Raw genomic sequence first — 14,289 nt, 5'->3', positions numbered from 1 at the left:
TGCTTGACGCGTAGGGTGGGGCGCGAGACGATCGAGCGAACGTTCGAGCAAATTTACACAGGCGGGGGGTTTTGTCATGCTCTGTCGAGCGAGTTTCGGCCGAACGGCGAGACCGGATGGCGTGCCTGTTTCACGCGAGATACGTTTCACTCATGAAACGACGAACCCCCCAGGAATTCGCCGCCTGGCTCCATGACCGACTGGTCGCCAAGGGCTACAGCCTCGTCCTCCGAGGCGGCGGCGTATCCCGCTTCGCTGAAGACGCGGGCGTCAGCAAAGCGACGATCAGCCGCATCCTGCGCGGCGAGGGTGCCACCGAAGTCGCCGTCCTGGAGAAGATCGGCAACGCCCTCGGCATCCGCCTCGGCACCATGCTCGTCGAGGCAGGCGTCATCGACCCCGACGAACTCGGCGGATCGCAGCGACCTCAAGGCCACATGACGGCCGACGAGGCAGCCGACGAACTCGGCATCACAGACCCCACCGGACGCCAGGTGTTTCGGGGGGTCGTCGACACACTCACACCGAAAACACCACCACCCGGTGACCCCACCGCCGGATAGCGCAGCGCCACCACGGAGGGCACATGCACATGCACATCACCCCGGCCACCATCGCCGTCGCAGCCGGAGTCGCCATCGGTGCCCACCTCCTGATAGCGCATCGCCTCAACCGCCGGGCCACCCACGAACCCACCCCCCAGCAGCTCACCGACGCACAACACGCCGGATACGCACTCGCACTCACCCACGTATCGCGCGGCCTGCTCACAGCCGCGCCGGAGGAGCCGTGACACCACAGCAAGCACCTGCCACATTCCGGGGCTCGACCTTCATCGAGGGCGAGCCCTGGTTTGCGTACATCAGAGTGTCGACCTGGAAGGAAGAGAAGATCAGCCCGGAGCTCCAACGCTCCGCGATCGAAGCATGGGCCGCCCGTACCGGCCGCCGGATCATCGATTGGGTCGAAGATCTCGACGCCACCGGCCGCAACTTCAACCGCAAGATCATGGGGCTGATTGAGCGCGTCGAGCGAGGTGAAGGCCGCGGCGTCGCCGTCTGGGCGTACAGCAGGTTCGGTCGTAATCGCACCGGCAACGCGATTAACTTGGCCCGCCTCGAAGCAAGGGGCGGACAGCTCGAATCCGCGACCGAACAGGTCGACGCAACCACCGCAATCGGACGTTTTCAGCGCGGCCTCATGCTCGAACTCGCCGCGTTCGAGAGTGACCGCATCGGCGAGAACTGGAAGGACACCCACGCACACCGCCGGGCCCTCGGCCTGCCCGCTGTCGGCCGGCCCCGCTTCGGCTACGTTTGGCATCCTCGCCGCGTCCCGGACTCCGCCGCGCCGACAGGCTGGCGGATGCAAGAGGAACGCTACGAACCTCACCCCGACTACGGCGAAGTCGCGGCCGAGCTGTATGAGAGGAAGCTCGACCACGAGGGCTTTGCCACGCTCGCCATGTGGCTGAACGACGAACTCGGCCTTCGGACCAGCCTCGGCAACCGATGGGCCCCCAACACCGTGCAGCGGTACCTGGACAGCGGGTTCGCCGCCGGACTGCTCCGGCTCCACGACCCGAAGTGCGGTTGCGGGTACGGCAAGCAGGTCTTTGACCGGTGCCGAGAAGAACGGATCATCTACCAGGCAGGCGCCCACCCCGGGCTGATCACCCCTGCCCAGTGGGAGGAGTACCAGGCCCACCGCGCGGACGTGAGGAAGCGGCCACCTCGCGCGAGGCGAGCGACCTACGCCCACACCGGCCTGATCCGACACGCCGAGTGCCGTGGATTCGGGGCGGCGCGCACGGGGCGCGTGCCCGGGACGGGCGGCCAGTTCGCCAACGGGTGGGCCTTTGTCTGCGGCGCTCGCAGGGCCAAGGGGAAGGGCGAATGCGAGCAGGGCCTCTATGTACGCCGCGACGAAGTAGAGCGCGAAACGCTGGACTGGCTCCGGCGAGAAGTGGCGGACGATGTCGATACAGCGACCGGCATCCCCGTGCAGCGCACCGCGCCGACTGACCCGCGCGCAGCCCTCACGACGGACCGCGCCCGGACCCAAGCGGAGCTGAAAACCGTAGAGGACGGCCTAGACCGGCTGGTGATGGACTACACCCTGAACCCGCAGAAATACCCATCGGACAGCTACGCCCGGGTGCGTGACGAACTCACCAAACAGAAGGTGAAGATCACCAAGTACCTGCAATCCCTCGCCGCCGTCGAGGAGATGCCCACCCGCGCCGAGTTTCGCCCCCTGATCGTCGGCCTACTCGCCGAGTGGGAGACCATCAGCCCTGTAGAGCAGAACACGTTCCTCCGGCAGGTGCTGAGGCGTGTAGTGATCAGCAGCCGCAAGAGCGACACGGGGGCACGGTGGAAGGTCGTACGCTCCTACGCGTTCCACCCGATGTGGGAGCCTGACCCCTGGACCGAATCCGAGTCCTAGGCCCAGAATCATGCAGGCGCGCTTGATTGTTTCTGCGGGCAGTGCCACCCTCTGAAAACTGCTTCCCAGCAGCGAAGGGGGCTCAATGGTCGGCAGTCATTTAGAACCGTTCTTCCACATCTACGGCCTCACCGCCCTCATGAACGTCCCGCTCCGCTGCGGCTCCACCGTCGTCGTCCTGCCCCGCTTCGACCTGGCGCAGTTCCTGGAGGCCGTCCAGACGCACCGGATCACCGGCCTGTACGTGGCCCCGCCGATCGTGCTGGCCCTGGCGAAACACCCGCTGGTGGGGGAGTACGACCTCTCCTCGCTCCAGTACGTCGTCAGCGCCGCCGCCCCGCTCGACGCCGACCTGGCAGCCGCCTGCTCGGCCCGCCTGGGGGTGCCGCCGGTGCGGCAGGCGTACGGGATGACGGAGCTGTCGCCGGGGACGCACGTGGTGCCGCTCTCCGCCGAGCAGCCGCCGCCGGGCACGGTCGGCAAGCTGCTGCCGGGCACCGAGATGCGGATCGTGTCACTGGCGGACCCGGCGCGGGACGCGGAGGAGGGGGCGGACGGCGAGATCCTCATCCGCGGCCCCCAGGTGATGAAGGGCTACCTCGGCCGCCCCGACGCCACCGCCGCCATGATCGACGCGGACGGCTGGGTGCACACCGGCGACGTCGGGCGGGTCGACGCGGACGGCTGGCTGTTCGTCGTCGACCGGGTCAAGGAGCTGATCAAGTACAAGGGCTACCAGGTCGCCCCCGCCGAGCTGGAGGCGCTGCTCCTCACCCACGAGCACCTCGCGGACGCGGCGGTGATCGGGGTGTACGACGCGGACGGCAACGAGGTCCCGAAGGCGTTCCTGGTCCGGGGCCCGGCGGCGGACGGCCTGACGGTGGAGGACGTCCTGGCGTACGTCGCCGAACGCGTATCCCCGTACAAGAAGGTGCGGCAGGCCGAGTTCGTCGAGGCGGTGCCCCGGGCGGCGTCCGGCAAGATCCTCCGGCGCGAGCTGCGCGACCGGGAGAAGACGGATCATTCGGGAACATCGAATCATTCGGGAACACCGAATCATTCGGGAACATCGGAGGAACAGTGACCCTGATCGTACGGACGGGCGAGCGGGGCGTCGCGACCCTGACGCTGGCCTCCCCGGCCAACCGCAACGCGCTCTCGGCGGCGCTGGTGGCCGAAGTGCGGGAGGCCCTGGAGGGCTGCGGGTCCGACGACACCGTACGGGCGGTGCTGCTCACCCACACCGGCACGACGTTCTGCGCCGGGGCGGACCTGAAGGAGCCGCCGGACCCGGAGGCGTTCGTGGGCCTGATGCGGGAGATCGTGGCGCTGCCCAAACCGGTCGTGGCCCGGGTGACGGGCCATGTCCGGGCGGGCGGCCTGGGCCTGCTGGCGGCGTGTGACATCGCGGTGGCGGGCCCGGCCTCGACCTTCGCCCTCACGGAGTCCCGCCTGGGCCTGGCCCCGGCGGTCATCTCGCTCACCCTGCTGCCGCGCCTGGACCGCACGGCGGCGAACCGCTACTACCTCACCGGGGAGCGCTTCGACGCGGCGGAGGCGGCCAGGATCTCGCTGGTCACGGCGGCCGCCGAGGACGTCGACCAGGCACTCGTCCCCATCCTGGACGGCCTGCGCAGGGCCTCGCCGCAGGGGCTGGCCGCATCGAAGGAGCTGGTCACGGCTACCGTGCTGAGGAGCTTCGACCAGTACGCCGAAGACCTCGTCGCCCGATCCGCCGCGTTGTTCGCCTCCGACGAGGCGAGGGAGGGGATGACGGCCTTCCTCGAACGACGGGACCCGGCATGGGTGCGGTGACCTCCTCCTCTTCCACGTCCAAGGCTGCTCACGCGCCGAAGCAGGACCGCAGCCGGGCGACGCGGCAGCGGCTCCTGGAGGCGGCGGTGGCCTGCCTGGCCGAACACGGCTGGGCGGGCTCCACCGTCTCCGTCGTCGCCGAGCGGGCCGGCGTCTCGCGCGGCGCGGCCCAGCACCACTTCCCGACCCGCGAGGACCTGTTCACGGGGGCGGTGGAGTACGTCGCCGAGGAACGCTCCGCCGCCCTGCGCGCGCTTCCCGTCCAGGGCCGCGCCGAGGTGGTCGCCGCCCTGGTCGACCTCTACACCGGCCCCCTCTTCCGGGCCGCGCTCCAGCTCTGGGTCGCCGCCTCCAACGAGGCCCAGCTCCGGCCGCGCGTGACGGAACTGGAGGCGCGGGTCGGCCGGGAGACGCACCGGATCGCCGTCGAACTCCTGGGCGCCGACGAATCCCGCCCCGGGGCGCGCGAAACGGTCCAGGGCCTCCTGGACATGGCCCGCGGCCTCGGCCTCGCCAACCTCCTCACCGACGACGCCGCCCGGCGGGCACGGGTGGTGGCGCAGTGGGCGGCGCTGGTGGAGGAGGGGCTGGGATGACCGGCCCTACGGCGGCATCCGGCCGGGGCGGCCTCAGGGAGCGTCCGGGGCGGCCTCAGGAAGTGGCCGCAGTGGCAGGCTGCCGGGAGGCGCTGCCGTCGTAGACGTGGTCCGGGGTGGCGATCCGTGTGACCGCGCGGGCGAGCAGAGTGGACCGCTCCTGGCCATCGCTCAGGGAATCCGTGTTGATCATGATGACCAGGGTGGCCTTCTGCGCGGGCAGGTAGACGGTCACCGTCTCGTACCCCGGCAGGGAACCGTTGTGCCCGATCCACCCGTCGGCGTCGAAGATGCCGAGGCCGTAGCCGAGTCCCGGAAAGCCGGTCGGCTGCGTCCTGAGCCGCTGCGCCTGGGTCGCGGGGCTCAGCAGCTCCCCGGTGGCGACGACCTTGGCCCAGCGGCGCAGGTCGTGCAGATCGGAGATCATCGCGCCCGCCGCCCACGCCCACGAGGGGTTCCAGTCCGTGGCGTCCTCGGTCTCGCCGCTCAGCGTCTGGTCGGTGTAGCCGCGGGCGTGCGGCTCGGGGAACTCGGCCCCGGTCGGGAAGAGCGTGTCGTGCAGGTGGGCGGGGCGGAGCACCCACTCGTGGATGACCTGGCGGAGCTTCTGACCGGTGACCTTCTCGATCACCAGGCCGAGCAGGACGAGGTTGGAGTTGGAGTACTGGAACTCCGCACCCGGCTCGAAGGTGTTCTTGTGCTTCATGCCGTACGCGAGCACGCCCCGCGGGGTGAACGAGCGGTACGGATCGCTCAGCAGGTCGTGCACGAAGTCCGCGTCGGCCGTGTACGGGAACAGGCCGCTGCGCATCCCGGCGAGCTGGCGGAGCGTGATCCGGTCGCCGTTGCGCACGCCGGAGACGTAACGGGAGATCGGGTCGTCCAGCTTGACGAGCTTGTCGTCGACGAGTTGGAGCAGCGCGGTGACCGTGAACGTCTTGGTCTCACTGCCGATCCGGATCCGGGTGTCGGCCGACATCGGCTCACCCGTGACCGTGTTGGCGACGCCGCCCGCGTGGACGTAACTCCCCTTCCCCGGCATCCAGAGCCCGACGACGACCCCGGGAATGCCGGCCTGCTCGCGGACGTCCGCGATGGCCTTGTCCAGCTTGGAGGTCAGCTCGGGGCCGAGACCGCCGGGCGGACAGTCGTCCTGGCCGTGCCGGTCGTGTCTGCCGAGTCGGTCGTTCCCGTGGTGCTGATTGTGCTGATCGTGCCGGTCGAGGCCTGCGGCGTGGACCGCCGGGGCGGGAGCCACGGCCATCGGGGCCAGTACGGACGCCGCGAGGAGCATCGCGGCGTACAGGCGTCGGGTGGGGGAGCGTCGCACAGGGACCTCTTCCGGACCGGGGGGAGGGAGGGGAGCGGGGCGACGGCAACGACACCACCCGGCCCCCGGACTCCGCACCGCATCCCGGCCGCGCCCTGCGAAGTCCACTCGTTCGGAGCCCCGCGGCACGGGGCCGTCGGAGCCGCGCGGTACGGGACCGCCGGGACCGGCGTCAGGCGGCGTCAGGCGGCGTCAGGCGGCGTCAGGCGGCGTCAGGCGGAGCCCGGCCGGGGCGCGGTCCCGGGGCCCTCACCGGCCGGAACGGGCGTCGCCTGGTGGTAGTACATCCGCCACGACGTCTCCCCGGCCCGCCTGCGCCACAGCGAACTCCGGCGGGCCCGGCCGCCGCCGATGACGGTCTCGTACGTGAGGTGCACCAGCCCGGGCCCCAGAACCACTCCGGTCATACCGGACGGCTCGTAGCGCGGGCTGTCCGAGCCTCCGCCGTCCAGGCCGGGGAGGGCGATGACCATCTCCTCGTACGTCCACCGCCTGCCGGAAGCCCCGATCTCGACGAACTCCGGATCGAGCAGTGTCTCGGCGAGGGACCGGGAGAGACGGACGACGGGGTCCAACAGCCGCAACTCGCCGTCGATCGCCGCACTCACGTCTTCGTGTTCCTGATGCATCCGGCCATCGTCGCCGACGACGAGGCCCGGGCGTCACCCGTCCCGGACGGCGTGAGCGTCAGGAACGCATGGCGGCCCGTTCGGACTCGCTCCGCAGGACGCAGAACTCGTTGCCTTCGGGATCGGCGAGGATCGCCCAGCCCGAGCCATCGGGATTCCGGTGATCGCCGACGAACGTGGCGCCGAGTTCCAGCAGCCGGCCCACCTCCTGATCGCGCGAGGTCTCCGGGCGCAGGCACAGATGGATTCTGTTCTTGATCGTCTTGGCCTCCGGCACCTGATTGAAGTGCAGCACCGGGCCCTCCGCCAGCAGCACCTGAGCCTCCAGGACACCCGGCCTGTCCTCCGGGTGCAGCGGACGACCTGTCACACCGCTCCAGAACCGGGCCAGCCCGTAGGCATCCGCACAGTCGATCGCCACGTTCTGCACCACCGAAACCATGCGCCCCAGCCTTCCTGATCTTCCCCTGGAACGCCACCGACCTGCGCCCGCTCCGCGCCCGCTCCGCGTCCGCGCGAGCAGCAGTGCGTTCGCTGCCGCCGATGAGGCCCTTACCCCTCGGCAGCGCGGCGGTAGGTGTTGATCAGGACGCCGGACGGTGTCGGCCGCGTCGCGGTGAGCGTCAGGTGACGAGGGCTCCTGGCATCGGCGAAGAGCCGCTTCCCACCGCCCAGGAGGAGAGGGAAGACGAGCAGCCGGTACTCGTCGACGAGGTCGTGCTCGATCAGCGTCCCGAGCAGCTCTCCGCTGCCCAGCACCACCGTCTCGCTCCCCGACGCGGCCGTGATCCGGCTGATCTCCGCCACCGGATCGGCCCCGAGGAGGATGGAGTTCGCCCAGCCCAGCTCCTTCAGCGTGCGGGACGCGACGTACTTGGGCATCGCGTTCATCGCGGCCACAGCGGGGTCGCTCAGGTCGGCGTACGGCCAGGTGGCGGCGAAGATCTCGTAGGTCCTGCGCCCCAGGAGCAGAGCGCCGGCACCGGCCGTGGCCTCGCTCATGAACCGCTCGACCACCTCGTCGACGTACGGCAGCACCCAGCCGCCCCGGTCGAACCCGTCGTCCCGGTCCTCGTCGGCCGAGAGGACCGACTGCATGACGCCGTCCAACGAGACGAAGTTGACCACGACCAGCTGACCCATGTACTGCTCCTGTCCGTGCGGTTGCCTTCGTGCGGTTGCTTTCATCGATGCTGACCGCACGCGGGAACGGAACTCATCGGTCGCGGCGGCCCGGGTCACGGCCCTCTTGCTCCTTGGGCGAGTCCGGCAGCCTCCACCCGAAACCGGTGGTGTGCGGGGGGCGCCGGGACCGGGTAACGTCTTCGTCATTCCAGACGCCGATTGACGAGTGAGCGCGTGATGGGCCGCCGCTGACGTCCTGCCGACGTCGCCGCCCGTCCCCCACCGGTGAATCCGTAGATCACTTCACATCACAACCGGGAGAACCCGTGACCGTGAGCAAGAACATCAACAACCCCGTGGGCCAGGGTGGCGGCCAGCGCAAGAAACTCTCCCGCGCCGAACGGCAGAACAACGGCCCGCACCGCAATCTGGACCGCCGGAGCGCCGCCGACCAGAAGGCGGAGCTGGTGCGCAAGATGCGCGAGAAGACCGGCACGGCCGAGGGCACCGGTCAGACGGGCGACGGCACCGCACAGGCGGGCGACGACACCGCCCAGGGCTGACGCATCGCCGTCGCGGGGCGGCACCGCACGGGGGCGGGGATGCACCGGACAGGCAGGGCATCCTGCGCCCAGCGGCGTCCGAATGATCGTTCGTCTTCGCGCGGCGTTCCGCATGAATGCCGCGCCTTGAATGGACGCTGCGGGAAACGTAGCGTCGCGATCATGGGATCAACGACCGGAAACACCACCGACCAGGCGCCGGCGAACCCGGCCGCCACCGATGACATGCTGGCCACTCAGCCGATCGGCTACTGGAGCGGCCTGGCCCACGCGACCGTCACGCGGCATCTGCGTGACGCGATGGCCAGGATCGACGTCACACAGCCGCAGTACTGGGTAATCAACTGCGTGAACGGCGGCGGCCCCGCGGGGCCGAGCCGCGATGAGGTCGTCGACCGGCTGACGCACCTTGCCGACGGGCCGCACGAGATCGCCAGGGTCGTGGACCAGTTGCTGCACCGCGAGTGGCTCAGGACCGACGACGGGCAGCGGCTGCACCTGACGGATACCGGGGAGGCCGCCCGAGTGCGGCTGCGTGAGCTGGCGACCGAGGTACGCGCCGAAGTCCACCAGGGCATCAGCGACGAGGAGTACGTGGCCGCGCTCAAGGTACTGCGCAGGATGGTCGCCAATATCGAGGCCGACGGGAATCCGGGGGCGACGCCCCGCACTTCATGATGCCCGGATGCCCGGGCTCGCCGGAATACGGGGCGCCGGCCAGGAAGGGCCCCGGGGCAGCGCGGGACGGGAATCCTCGACCGTGAGCGACGCCGAGCGGCTTTCGGACGGTTTCAACGACGTGGAACAGCAGACCGTGTTCGGGCGCGCTCCGCGGGAACGTGCCGGCCCTGCACCTCGCTGCGCTTCATGACTCCGGCCATGGCGGCCGCCGTCCTCGCCATCGACGGCGGACCCCACGCCGAACGCCAGGTATAAGACCGCGTGAGCTGCGCCCTGGAAACCGATCATCCCGGATCGTGGCACTACTCGATCCCGCGGTCGCTGACCCACGGCGCCGTCCGGGTACGCCGGCACGACGGCAAGACCGTCCTCGGGATGCCGACCCTGGACGGCTGCCCCCACCACTTTCCCGAGGGCCCTGCATCCTCTTCGACGTGCACGAAGGGGAACACCGGTGAGCCCACGCCGCGGCCCGGACACCTACGTCCAGCCAGACACCCTCTTGCTGACCGCTCTCCTCGACGGCCTGGCCCGCCTACGGCACCGCGAGACCCACCCGCTCAAAGCCCCGGCCCCGCTCACCCCTGCGGAGATCTGGACCTGTCACCACGCACACCATCGCCTCCTCGTCCAGGCCGACGAAGCGAAACCCCACCCCCATGAAATGCCGCCGCCCCGACGGTGATGCACTATGACGGGAAAGAGCTGAATCCAGCGCGGATAGCGCCGGTATCCGTCTACGCGTAAACCCCTGCACGAGACGTCGAAAGAATATTGCACCGTGAAACCTGGATTCCGTACGGAATCCAGGTTAATAGCATGCTGAAATGCAGGCACTCAATTAACCCCGGCCCCCGAATACGGAAACCGCAGTTGAACGGGAGCAGTAGAGCTGAGGGGCGGAAGTGCGGTCATGGGCTGGGCCGATCGCGAGTACATCCCGGTCCTGGAACAGGACTGGCGATACACACGGCTGCTGCAACTGACGCGTCAGCTGCTGTGCGAACAGGAGGGCCAGGAGACGACGCGGATGTTTTGGTGCCCGCACTGCCAGGACGGGAAGATCACGGTGGACGGCCACAGTGTCGACTGCGGGGCCTGCGCCGGAACCGGGGACCCGCCCGCGCAGCCCGCGGACAGCGAAGAGGACCGCGACGACGGCCACCACGGCGAAGCCGCGGGCGGACGTTGGCCCGTGCCGCATCTGGAGCCCGCCGCCGTACGTATGGTGCAGTCGCCCCCGTACCGCAGCACCCCGATCACGGGGCGGCCACCGCAGGTCACGGGCGCGTGATCGGCCGGCTTTCCGGGCGGCAGGGTGGCCGGGCGCCATTGTGAATTCTGTGCAAAGCCTGCGCACTCGGCCCTGCGCGGGCGGCCTGACGGTGGTGAGTGCGGGTTCCCTGTGAACCGTGGGCGCGCCACGGTGCGCACCCGGCTGATGCGCGCCCGGACAGGCGCGCACAGCATCCGCTGGCGCGGCGCGCGATGAGGCATGCGCGGCGCGCCCGGAACGCGCCTTTGATTATGCAGGTCACACCCCTAATTCTTTGTAAAAACCGTCCCGGAGCGTGGACAGGGAGTATCGAGAAGTGCGGAATGTTAGGTATAACCGTAGCGTGAAGATAGAAATGCGCCATCTCCGGATCTTCGTGACCATCGTCAATGAAGGCAGCATGGTTCGGGCCGCACAACGGCTCGGGCTCACTCAACCCTCGATCACCCGCGCCATGCAGGAACTCGAACAACGGTTATCCGTGACCCTCCTCACCCGTGCGGGCCGCGGCGCAGCCCCGACCGCCGTCGGCCGTGGATTCGCCGATACCGCCCGCCAACTCCTGAAGGCGTTCGACAGCGCTCTCGACGCACCCGGGCAAACTCCGCCCTTACGCATCGCCTATGCCTGGTCCGGATTGATCCCAGCGATGGAAACGCTCCTGCATACCTGGCGCGCGCAGAACCTGCACCAGGACATCGAACTCGCCCGCATGCCGACACCACTCATGGCACTCGATACAGCCATCGTCGATCTGGCGCTCGTGCGTGAGTGGACGCCTAACCCACGCTACAAAGACCTCCGCATCAATCGCGAGCCTCGCGTCGTCGCGGTCAGCGCCGCCGACCCGCTGGCCACCAGGGAGGCGGTGTCCTTCGCGGACCTCGCCTCCTACGGTCTGGTCCGCCCCAGCCACGGCAGCACTACGCCGCACCATCTTTGGGGCCATCCGCACAATAACCTGCGCGACCGAATCGCCAATGATGTCGAGGACTGCATCACCACCATCGCCACGACGAAGGCGGTCTTCGGAATCACCCCGGCGTCCACCGCCTCCTTCTACCGGCATTCCGCCATCGTCTACATACCCCTGCAGCAGGCTCCAACGGTGGTTTCGTCTCTGATCTGGAGTGCGAGCGGTCGCCCCGAGGTCGATGCGTTCGTCGACCACGCCCGGCGCACCCTTTGCCCGGTGACCGAAACGATCGCCGCGTCGACAACTCCACGCGCGGAAGCTTCGACTCATCGACCGGTGTGCTATTGACGGAGCCGGACGACAACGCCGGTACTTCCTCCTGAAACCTGAAACCGTTGTTGATCCCTTGTGGTGATCGTGGTGGGGTTTTTGGAGGTTTGTTGATCTTACTGGGGGCGCGAGGGCTGCCGGTCCGGCCGGCTTTCCCTTGTCCTTTCAGGGGTTGTAGGGGCTGTTTATGCTGGTTAGGTGGCGTGGAAGACGGCGCCCGGTACGACCGTCCGCCGCCTGGCCGACCATAACGGCCTGAGCGAAGCGCCGCGGGAGGCCCTGCGCACGGGACGCGGAGTGCGCCGCGTGCGCAGGGCTGCACCTTGCACGTCACCGCCCTGCCCGATCTGCACCACACGCTGTTCGCCGCAGCGGCGACACCCGGCGCCAACGGCGCGTCCCTGGCCGAGCGCGAGGCGTACCGGATCTACGCGGATCGGCTGAACAACGCCGTGGTGTCCGCAGTGCCGTGGCAGAGGACACCCAGTCAATGAGGTCGATTTCAAGGATTCCTTTCCGTGCGTACGGATCGCCGGACCCACGCGCGATCCACTGGGTTCTGCTCCCGGGTCTCAGCCAGGGGCAGCGGTGGTTCAGCGGCTGCCGAGCTCTCCCGTGGTGAACCCGTTCTTGTGTGCCGCGAGCACAGTGGCGAGTGCGGGGACGAGCAGTGCGAGCGCGATCCACGTCAGCCAGGATGCGTCCAATCCGCTGAGGACGACGCCTCCGATGATGCCGCCACCGGCGATTCCGACGTTCCATCCGGTGGTGAGCAGTGCTTGGGCGACATCGCCGGCGTCGCCTGCCGCATCGGCGACTGCGGTCTGCAGGAGAGTGGAGGTGCCGCCGAACGCGAGCCCCCAGAGCGCTGCGCTGGCGTAGACGAGCGAAGGCGTGCCGGAGAAGATACCGAGCAGCAGCGCGCTTGCCGCGAAGAGCACACACGCGAGGATCATGAGGAGGCGCAGGCGCCGCTGGACGAGCGCTCCGGCGATCCAGATGCTCACCAGCGATACCAGGCCGAACGTGAGCAGCACAGCGTCGACTTGACCTGCCATGCCGAGCGGCTTGAGGTACGGGGCGATGTAGGTGTAGAGGATGCTGTGGGCGAGCACGAACGTGAGGGTCACGAAGAGCACGGGCGCTACGCCGGGAATGCGAAGGGTGCTGGTCAGCGGGATCCGTGAGCCCTTGGGCTGTCCGGGGAAGTTCGGCACCGCCGCGATGACCCACACGATCAACGCGAGCGTGAGGACGGTCATGATCCCGAACGCGTATCGCCACTCGACGAGCTTGGCCAGAAACGCCGCAGCAGGGACTCCGACGGACAGGGCAACGGTTGCGCCGCCCATCGCGATCGCCAGTGCCTTGCCGCGCTGGTGTGAGGGAACCATCCGTACCGCGTACCCGGCCAACAGCGCCCAGAGCAACCCGCCGACGATGCCGCCGAGGAACCGGGAGGCTAGCGTAAGTGCGAAGCTGTCGGAGAGCGCGGTGACGGTGTTGGCGACCGCGAATCCTGCGATCGCCGACAGCAGCAAGTGTCGGCGCGGCCAGCCGATCGTCGCCTTGGTGAGCGGGATCGCGGCGACGATCGCCCCGATCGCGAAGACGGTGACGCTCTGCCCGGCGGTGCTCTCGCTCACACCCAGGTCTCGGCTCATCCCGGGAAGCACCCCGGCGGGCATCGTCTCGGTCAGGAGCGTAATGAACGCGGTGGTGGACAAGGCCAGAAGACCCGCCAGTGGGAGCCGGGCGTCCGTTGTCGCCGGAGCTGGCAGAGTGTTTGATTGTGTCATGGCCCTATGATCGAAGGGTGACATTAGTGTGAGGGTCAAGTCGGTGTCCGCTGAGTCATACAACAACCAGCCACAGAGGGCGAGGAGAGGGACATGCGGATCGGTGAGTTGTCGACGCGCACGCGGACTCCGGTGAGGTTGCTGCGCTACTACGAGGAGCAGGAACTGATCGCGTCAGATCGACTGCCCAACGGATACCGGGACTATGAGGAGTACGTCGTTGACCGGGTTCTCCAGGTCCGAGGCCTGCTCGACGCAGGGCTGCCCACACGGATCATCAAGCGGATCCTGCCCTGCCTGAACACCCCCCGCACGATCCACATGCCCTACGTCACGCCAGACATGGTCGCAACGCTCGAACACGAACGTGACCGTATGGCCGAAAAAATCGAATGCCTCACCAAGAACCACCGAGCCATCACCGACTACCTCGACGCCGTACGCCGCGACATCCAAGCCTCCTGCTGAGGTTTTCGGTGGGGGTCGGGCGGTGGCCGGTGATCGTAGGGCCGGTCTCGGCGGGGCAGCCGTCGATCAGGTCGGGCCGGTACTGAAGCTGCCGCAGACTCCTGCGGAGGGTACGGGTGAGGTCGTCGGGTTCGATGAAGGCGGCATCGGCCGGCGGCCCGCGCCGCAGTAGGGACCAGATGCCCCCAATCGGCCTGTGTGTGGGGGACGTTGCACAAGAGGGTGTGGACACGCCGGTTATCGGGAGTGACGGCCTGCTGCGGCCGGCCGCAGCGGTCGCGCGTCTGAAGGCGCGTGACCAGGGGGAAGGCGG

The 14,289-nt window shown here is 68.7% G+C and carries 17 protein-coding genes and 1 pseudogene; 13 read left to right on the top strand and 5 right to left on the bottom strand.

The genetic code is table 11. The features are described 5' to 3' along the window. The first annotated feature begins 152 nt into the window (after positions 1-152). From AB0F29_RS23890 to AB0F29_RS23865, 6 genes and pseudogenes are all read left to right on the top strand, one after another. Positions 153-563: a helix-turn-helix domain-containing protein gene (locus AB0F29_RS23890; protein ID WP_361875283.1), complete on the top strand. Its 411-nt coding sequence runs from the start codon at positions 153-155 to the stop codon at positions 561-563. A gap of 23 nt (positions 564-586) precedes the next feature. Further along, positions 587-793, top strand: coding sequence for a hypothetical protein (locus AB0F29_RS23885; RefSeq protein WP_361875280.1), 207 nt, complete (start codon positions 587-589; stop codon positions 791-793). Beyond that, the gene (locus AB0F29_RS23880; protein ID WP_361875277.1) at positions 790-2,448 is read left to right on the top strand and encodes a recombinase family protein; all 1,659 of its coding nucleotides are present in this window, start codon (positions 790-792) and stop codon (positions 2,446-2,448) included. The genes AB0F29_RS23885 and AB0F29_RS23880 overlap by 4 nt, the downstream gene beginning before the upstream one ends. A gap of 106 nt (positions 2,449-2,554) precedes the next feature. Continuing rightward, positions 2,555-3,532: pseudogene (locus AB0F29_RS23875) on the top strand (AMP-binding protein); the annotation flags it as partial. Then, entirely contained in the window at positions 3,529-4,263 is a 735-nt protein-coding gene (locus AB0F29_RS23870) for an enoyl-CoA hydratase family protein (RefSeq protein WP_361875274.1), read from the top strand. The pseudogene AB0F29_RS23875 and the gene AB0F29_RS23870, both read left to right, overlap by 4 nt. Next, a complete protein-coding gene (locus AB0F29_RS23865; protein ID WP_361875271.1) occupies positions 4,251-4,859 on the top strand; it encodes a TetR/AcrR family transcriptional regulator in 609 nt (202 codons plus the stop codon). The genes AB0F29_RS23870 and AB0F29_RS23865 overlap by 13 nt, the downstream gene beginning before the upstream one ends. A gap of 55 nt (positions 4,860-4,914) precedes the next feature. Here the strand turns inward: AB0F29_RS23865 and AB0F29_RS23860 are convergent, their stop codons facing one another. From AB0F29_RS23860 to AB0F29_RS23845, 4 genes are all read right to left on the bottom strand, one after another. Beyond that, a complete protein-coding gene (locus tag AB0F29_RS23860; RefSeq protein WP_361875268.1) occupies positions 4,915-6,189 on the bottom strand; it encodes a serine hydrolase domain-containing protein in 1,275 nt (424 codons plus the stop codon). 212 nt (positions 6,190-6,401) lie between these two features. Then, positions 6,402-6,818 carry a nuclear transport factor 2 family protein gene (locus AB0F29_RS23855; RefSeq protein ID WP_361875265.1) on the bottom strand — a complete coding sequence of 139 codons (417 nt, stop codon included), beginning with the start codon at positions 6,816-6,818 and terminating at the stop codon, positions 6,402-6,404. 58 nt (positions 6,819-6,876) lie between these two features. Then, the gene (locus AB0F29_RS23850; RefSeq protein ID WP_361875262.1) at positions 6,877-7,260 is read right to left on the bottom strand and encodes a VOC family protein; all 384 of its coding nucleotides are present in this window, start codon (positions 7,258-7,260) and stop codon (positions 6,877-6,879) included. 110 nt (positions 7,261-7,370) lie between these two features. Beyond that, a complete protein-coding gene (locus AB0F29_RS23845; RefSeq protein ID WP_361875259.1) occupies positions 7,371-7,961 on the bottom strand; it encodes a dihydrofolate reductase family protein in 591 nt (196 codons plus the stop codon). A gap of 308 nt (positions 7,962-8,269) precedes the next feature. On the opposite strand from AB0F29_RS23845, the gene AB0F29_RS23840 reads away from it, so the two are divergent. The 6 genes from AB0F29_RS23840 (at position 8,270) to AB0F29_RS23815 (ending at position 12,203) form a co-directional block, all read left to right on the top strand. Next, positions 8,270-8,506, top strand: coding sequence for a DUF6243 family protein (locus AB0F29_RS23840; RefSeq protein ID WP_361875256.1), 237 nt, complete (start codon positions 8,270-8,272; stop codon positions 8,504-8,506). 162 nt (positions 8,507-8,668) lie between these two features. After that, entirely contained in the window at positions 8,669-9,184 is a 516-nt protein-coding gene (locus AB0F29_RS23835; protein ID WP_361875253.1) for a MarR family winged helix-turn-helix transcriptional regulator, read from the top strand. Positions 9,185-9,641: 457 nt separating this feature from the next. Next, positions 9,642-9,872 carry a hypothetical protein gene (locus AB0F29_RS23830; RefSeq protein ID WP_361875250.1) on the top strand — a complete coding sequence of 77 codons (231 nt, stop codon included), beginning with the start codon at positions 9,642-9,644 and terminating at the stop codon, positions 9,870-9,872. 228 nt (positions 9,873-10,100) lie between these two features. Further along, on the top strand, positions 10,101-10,481 hold the full coding sequence (locus AB0F29_RS23825) for a hypothetical protein (RefSeq protein WP_361875247.1): 381 nt from the start codon (positions 10,101-10,103) through the stop codon (positions 10,479-10,481). 325 nt (positions 10,482-10,806) lie between these two features. Further along, on the top strand, positions 10,807-11,727 hold the full coding sequence (locus AB0F29_RS23820; protein WP_361875244.1) for a LysR family transcriptional regulator: 921 nt from the start codon (positions 10,807-10,809) through the stop codon (positions 11,725-11,727). A gap of 305 nt (positions 11,728-12,032) precedes the next feature. Continuing rightward, on the top strand, positions 12,033-12,203 hold the full coding sequence (locus AB0F29_RS23815) for a hypothetical protein (protein ID WP_361875241.1): 171 nt from the start codon (positions 12,033-12,035) through the stop codon (positions 12,201-12,203). Positions 12,204-12,302: 99 nt separating this feature from the next. On the opposite strand, the gene AB0F29_RS23810 is transcribed toward AB0F29_RS23815, so the two are convergent. Further along, a complete protein-coding gene (locus tag AB0F29_RS23810; RefSeq protein WP_361875238.1) occupies positions 12,303-13,436 on the bottom strand; it encodes an MFS transporter in 1,134 nt (377 codons plus the stop codon). Positions 13,437-13,601: 165 nt separating this feature from the next. Between AB0F29_RS23810 and AB0F29_RS23805 the strand changes: the two genes are divergently transcribed. Continuing rightward, positions 13,602-13,976 carry a MerR family transcriptional regulator gene (locus AB0F29_RS23805; RefSeq protein ID WP_361875235.1) on the top strand — a complete coding sequence of 125 codons (375 nt, stop codon included), beginning with the start codon at positions 13,602-13,604 and terminating at the stop codon, positions 13,974-13,976. Positions 13,977-14,289: the final 313 nt, after the last annotated feature.

Origin of the sequence: Streptomyces sp. NPDC026589 (genome assembly GCF_040638385.1) — a bacterium.
GTDB lineage: Bacteria > Actinomycetota > Actinomycetes > Streptomycetales > Streptomycetaceae > Streptomyces.
This window is presented reverse-complemented; position numbering and strand designations above follow the sequence as displayed.

Bases quoted from the DNA above. Each gene is read 5' to 3' on its own strand.
- AB0F29_RS23850 (WP_361875262.1), bottom strand. From the start codon at position 7,260: ATGGTTTCGGTGGTGCAGAACGTGGCGATCGACTGTGCGGATGCCTAC.
- AB0F29_RS23805 (WP_361875235.1), top strand. From the start codon at position 13,602: ATGCGGATCGGTGAGTTGTCGACGCGCACGCGGACTCCGGTGAGGTTG.
- AB0F29_RS23865 (WP_361875271.1), top strand. From the start codon at position 4,251: ATGGGTGCGGTGACCTCCTCCTCTTCCACGTCCAAGGCTGCTCACGCG.
- AB0F29_RS23845 (WP_361875259.1), bottom strand. From the start codon at position 7,961: ATGGGTCAGCTGGTCGTGGTCAACTTCGTCTCGTTGGACGGCGTCATG.
- AB0F29_RS23835 (WP_361875253.1), top strand. From the start codon at position 8,669: ATGGGATCAACGACCGGAAACACCACCGACCAGGCGCCGGCGAACCCG.
- AB0F29_RS23825 (WP_361875247.1), top strand. From the start codon at position 10,101: ATGGGCTGGGCCGATCGCGAGTACATCCCGGTCCTGGAACAGGACTGG.
- AB0F29_RS23885 (WP_361875280.1), top strand. From the start codon at position 587: ATGCACATGCACATCACCCCGGCCACCATCGCCGTCGCAGCCGGAGTC.
- AB0F29_RS23855 (WP_361875265.1), bottom strand. From the start codon at position 6,818: ATGCATCAGGAACACGAAGACGTGAGTGCGGCGATCGACGGCGAGTTG.
- AB0F29_RS23890 (WP_361875283.1), top strand. From the start codon at position 153: ATGAAACGACGAACCCCCCAGGAATTCGCCGCCTGGCTCCATGACCGA.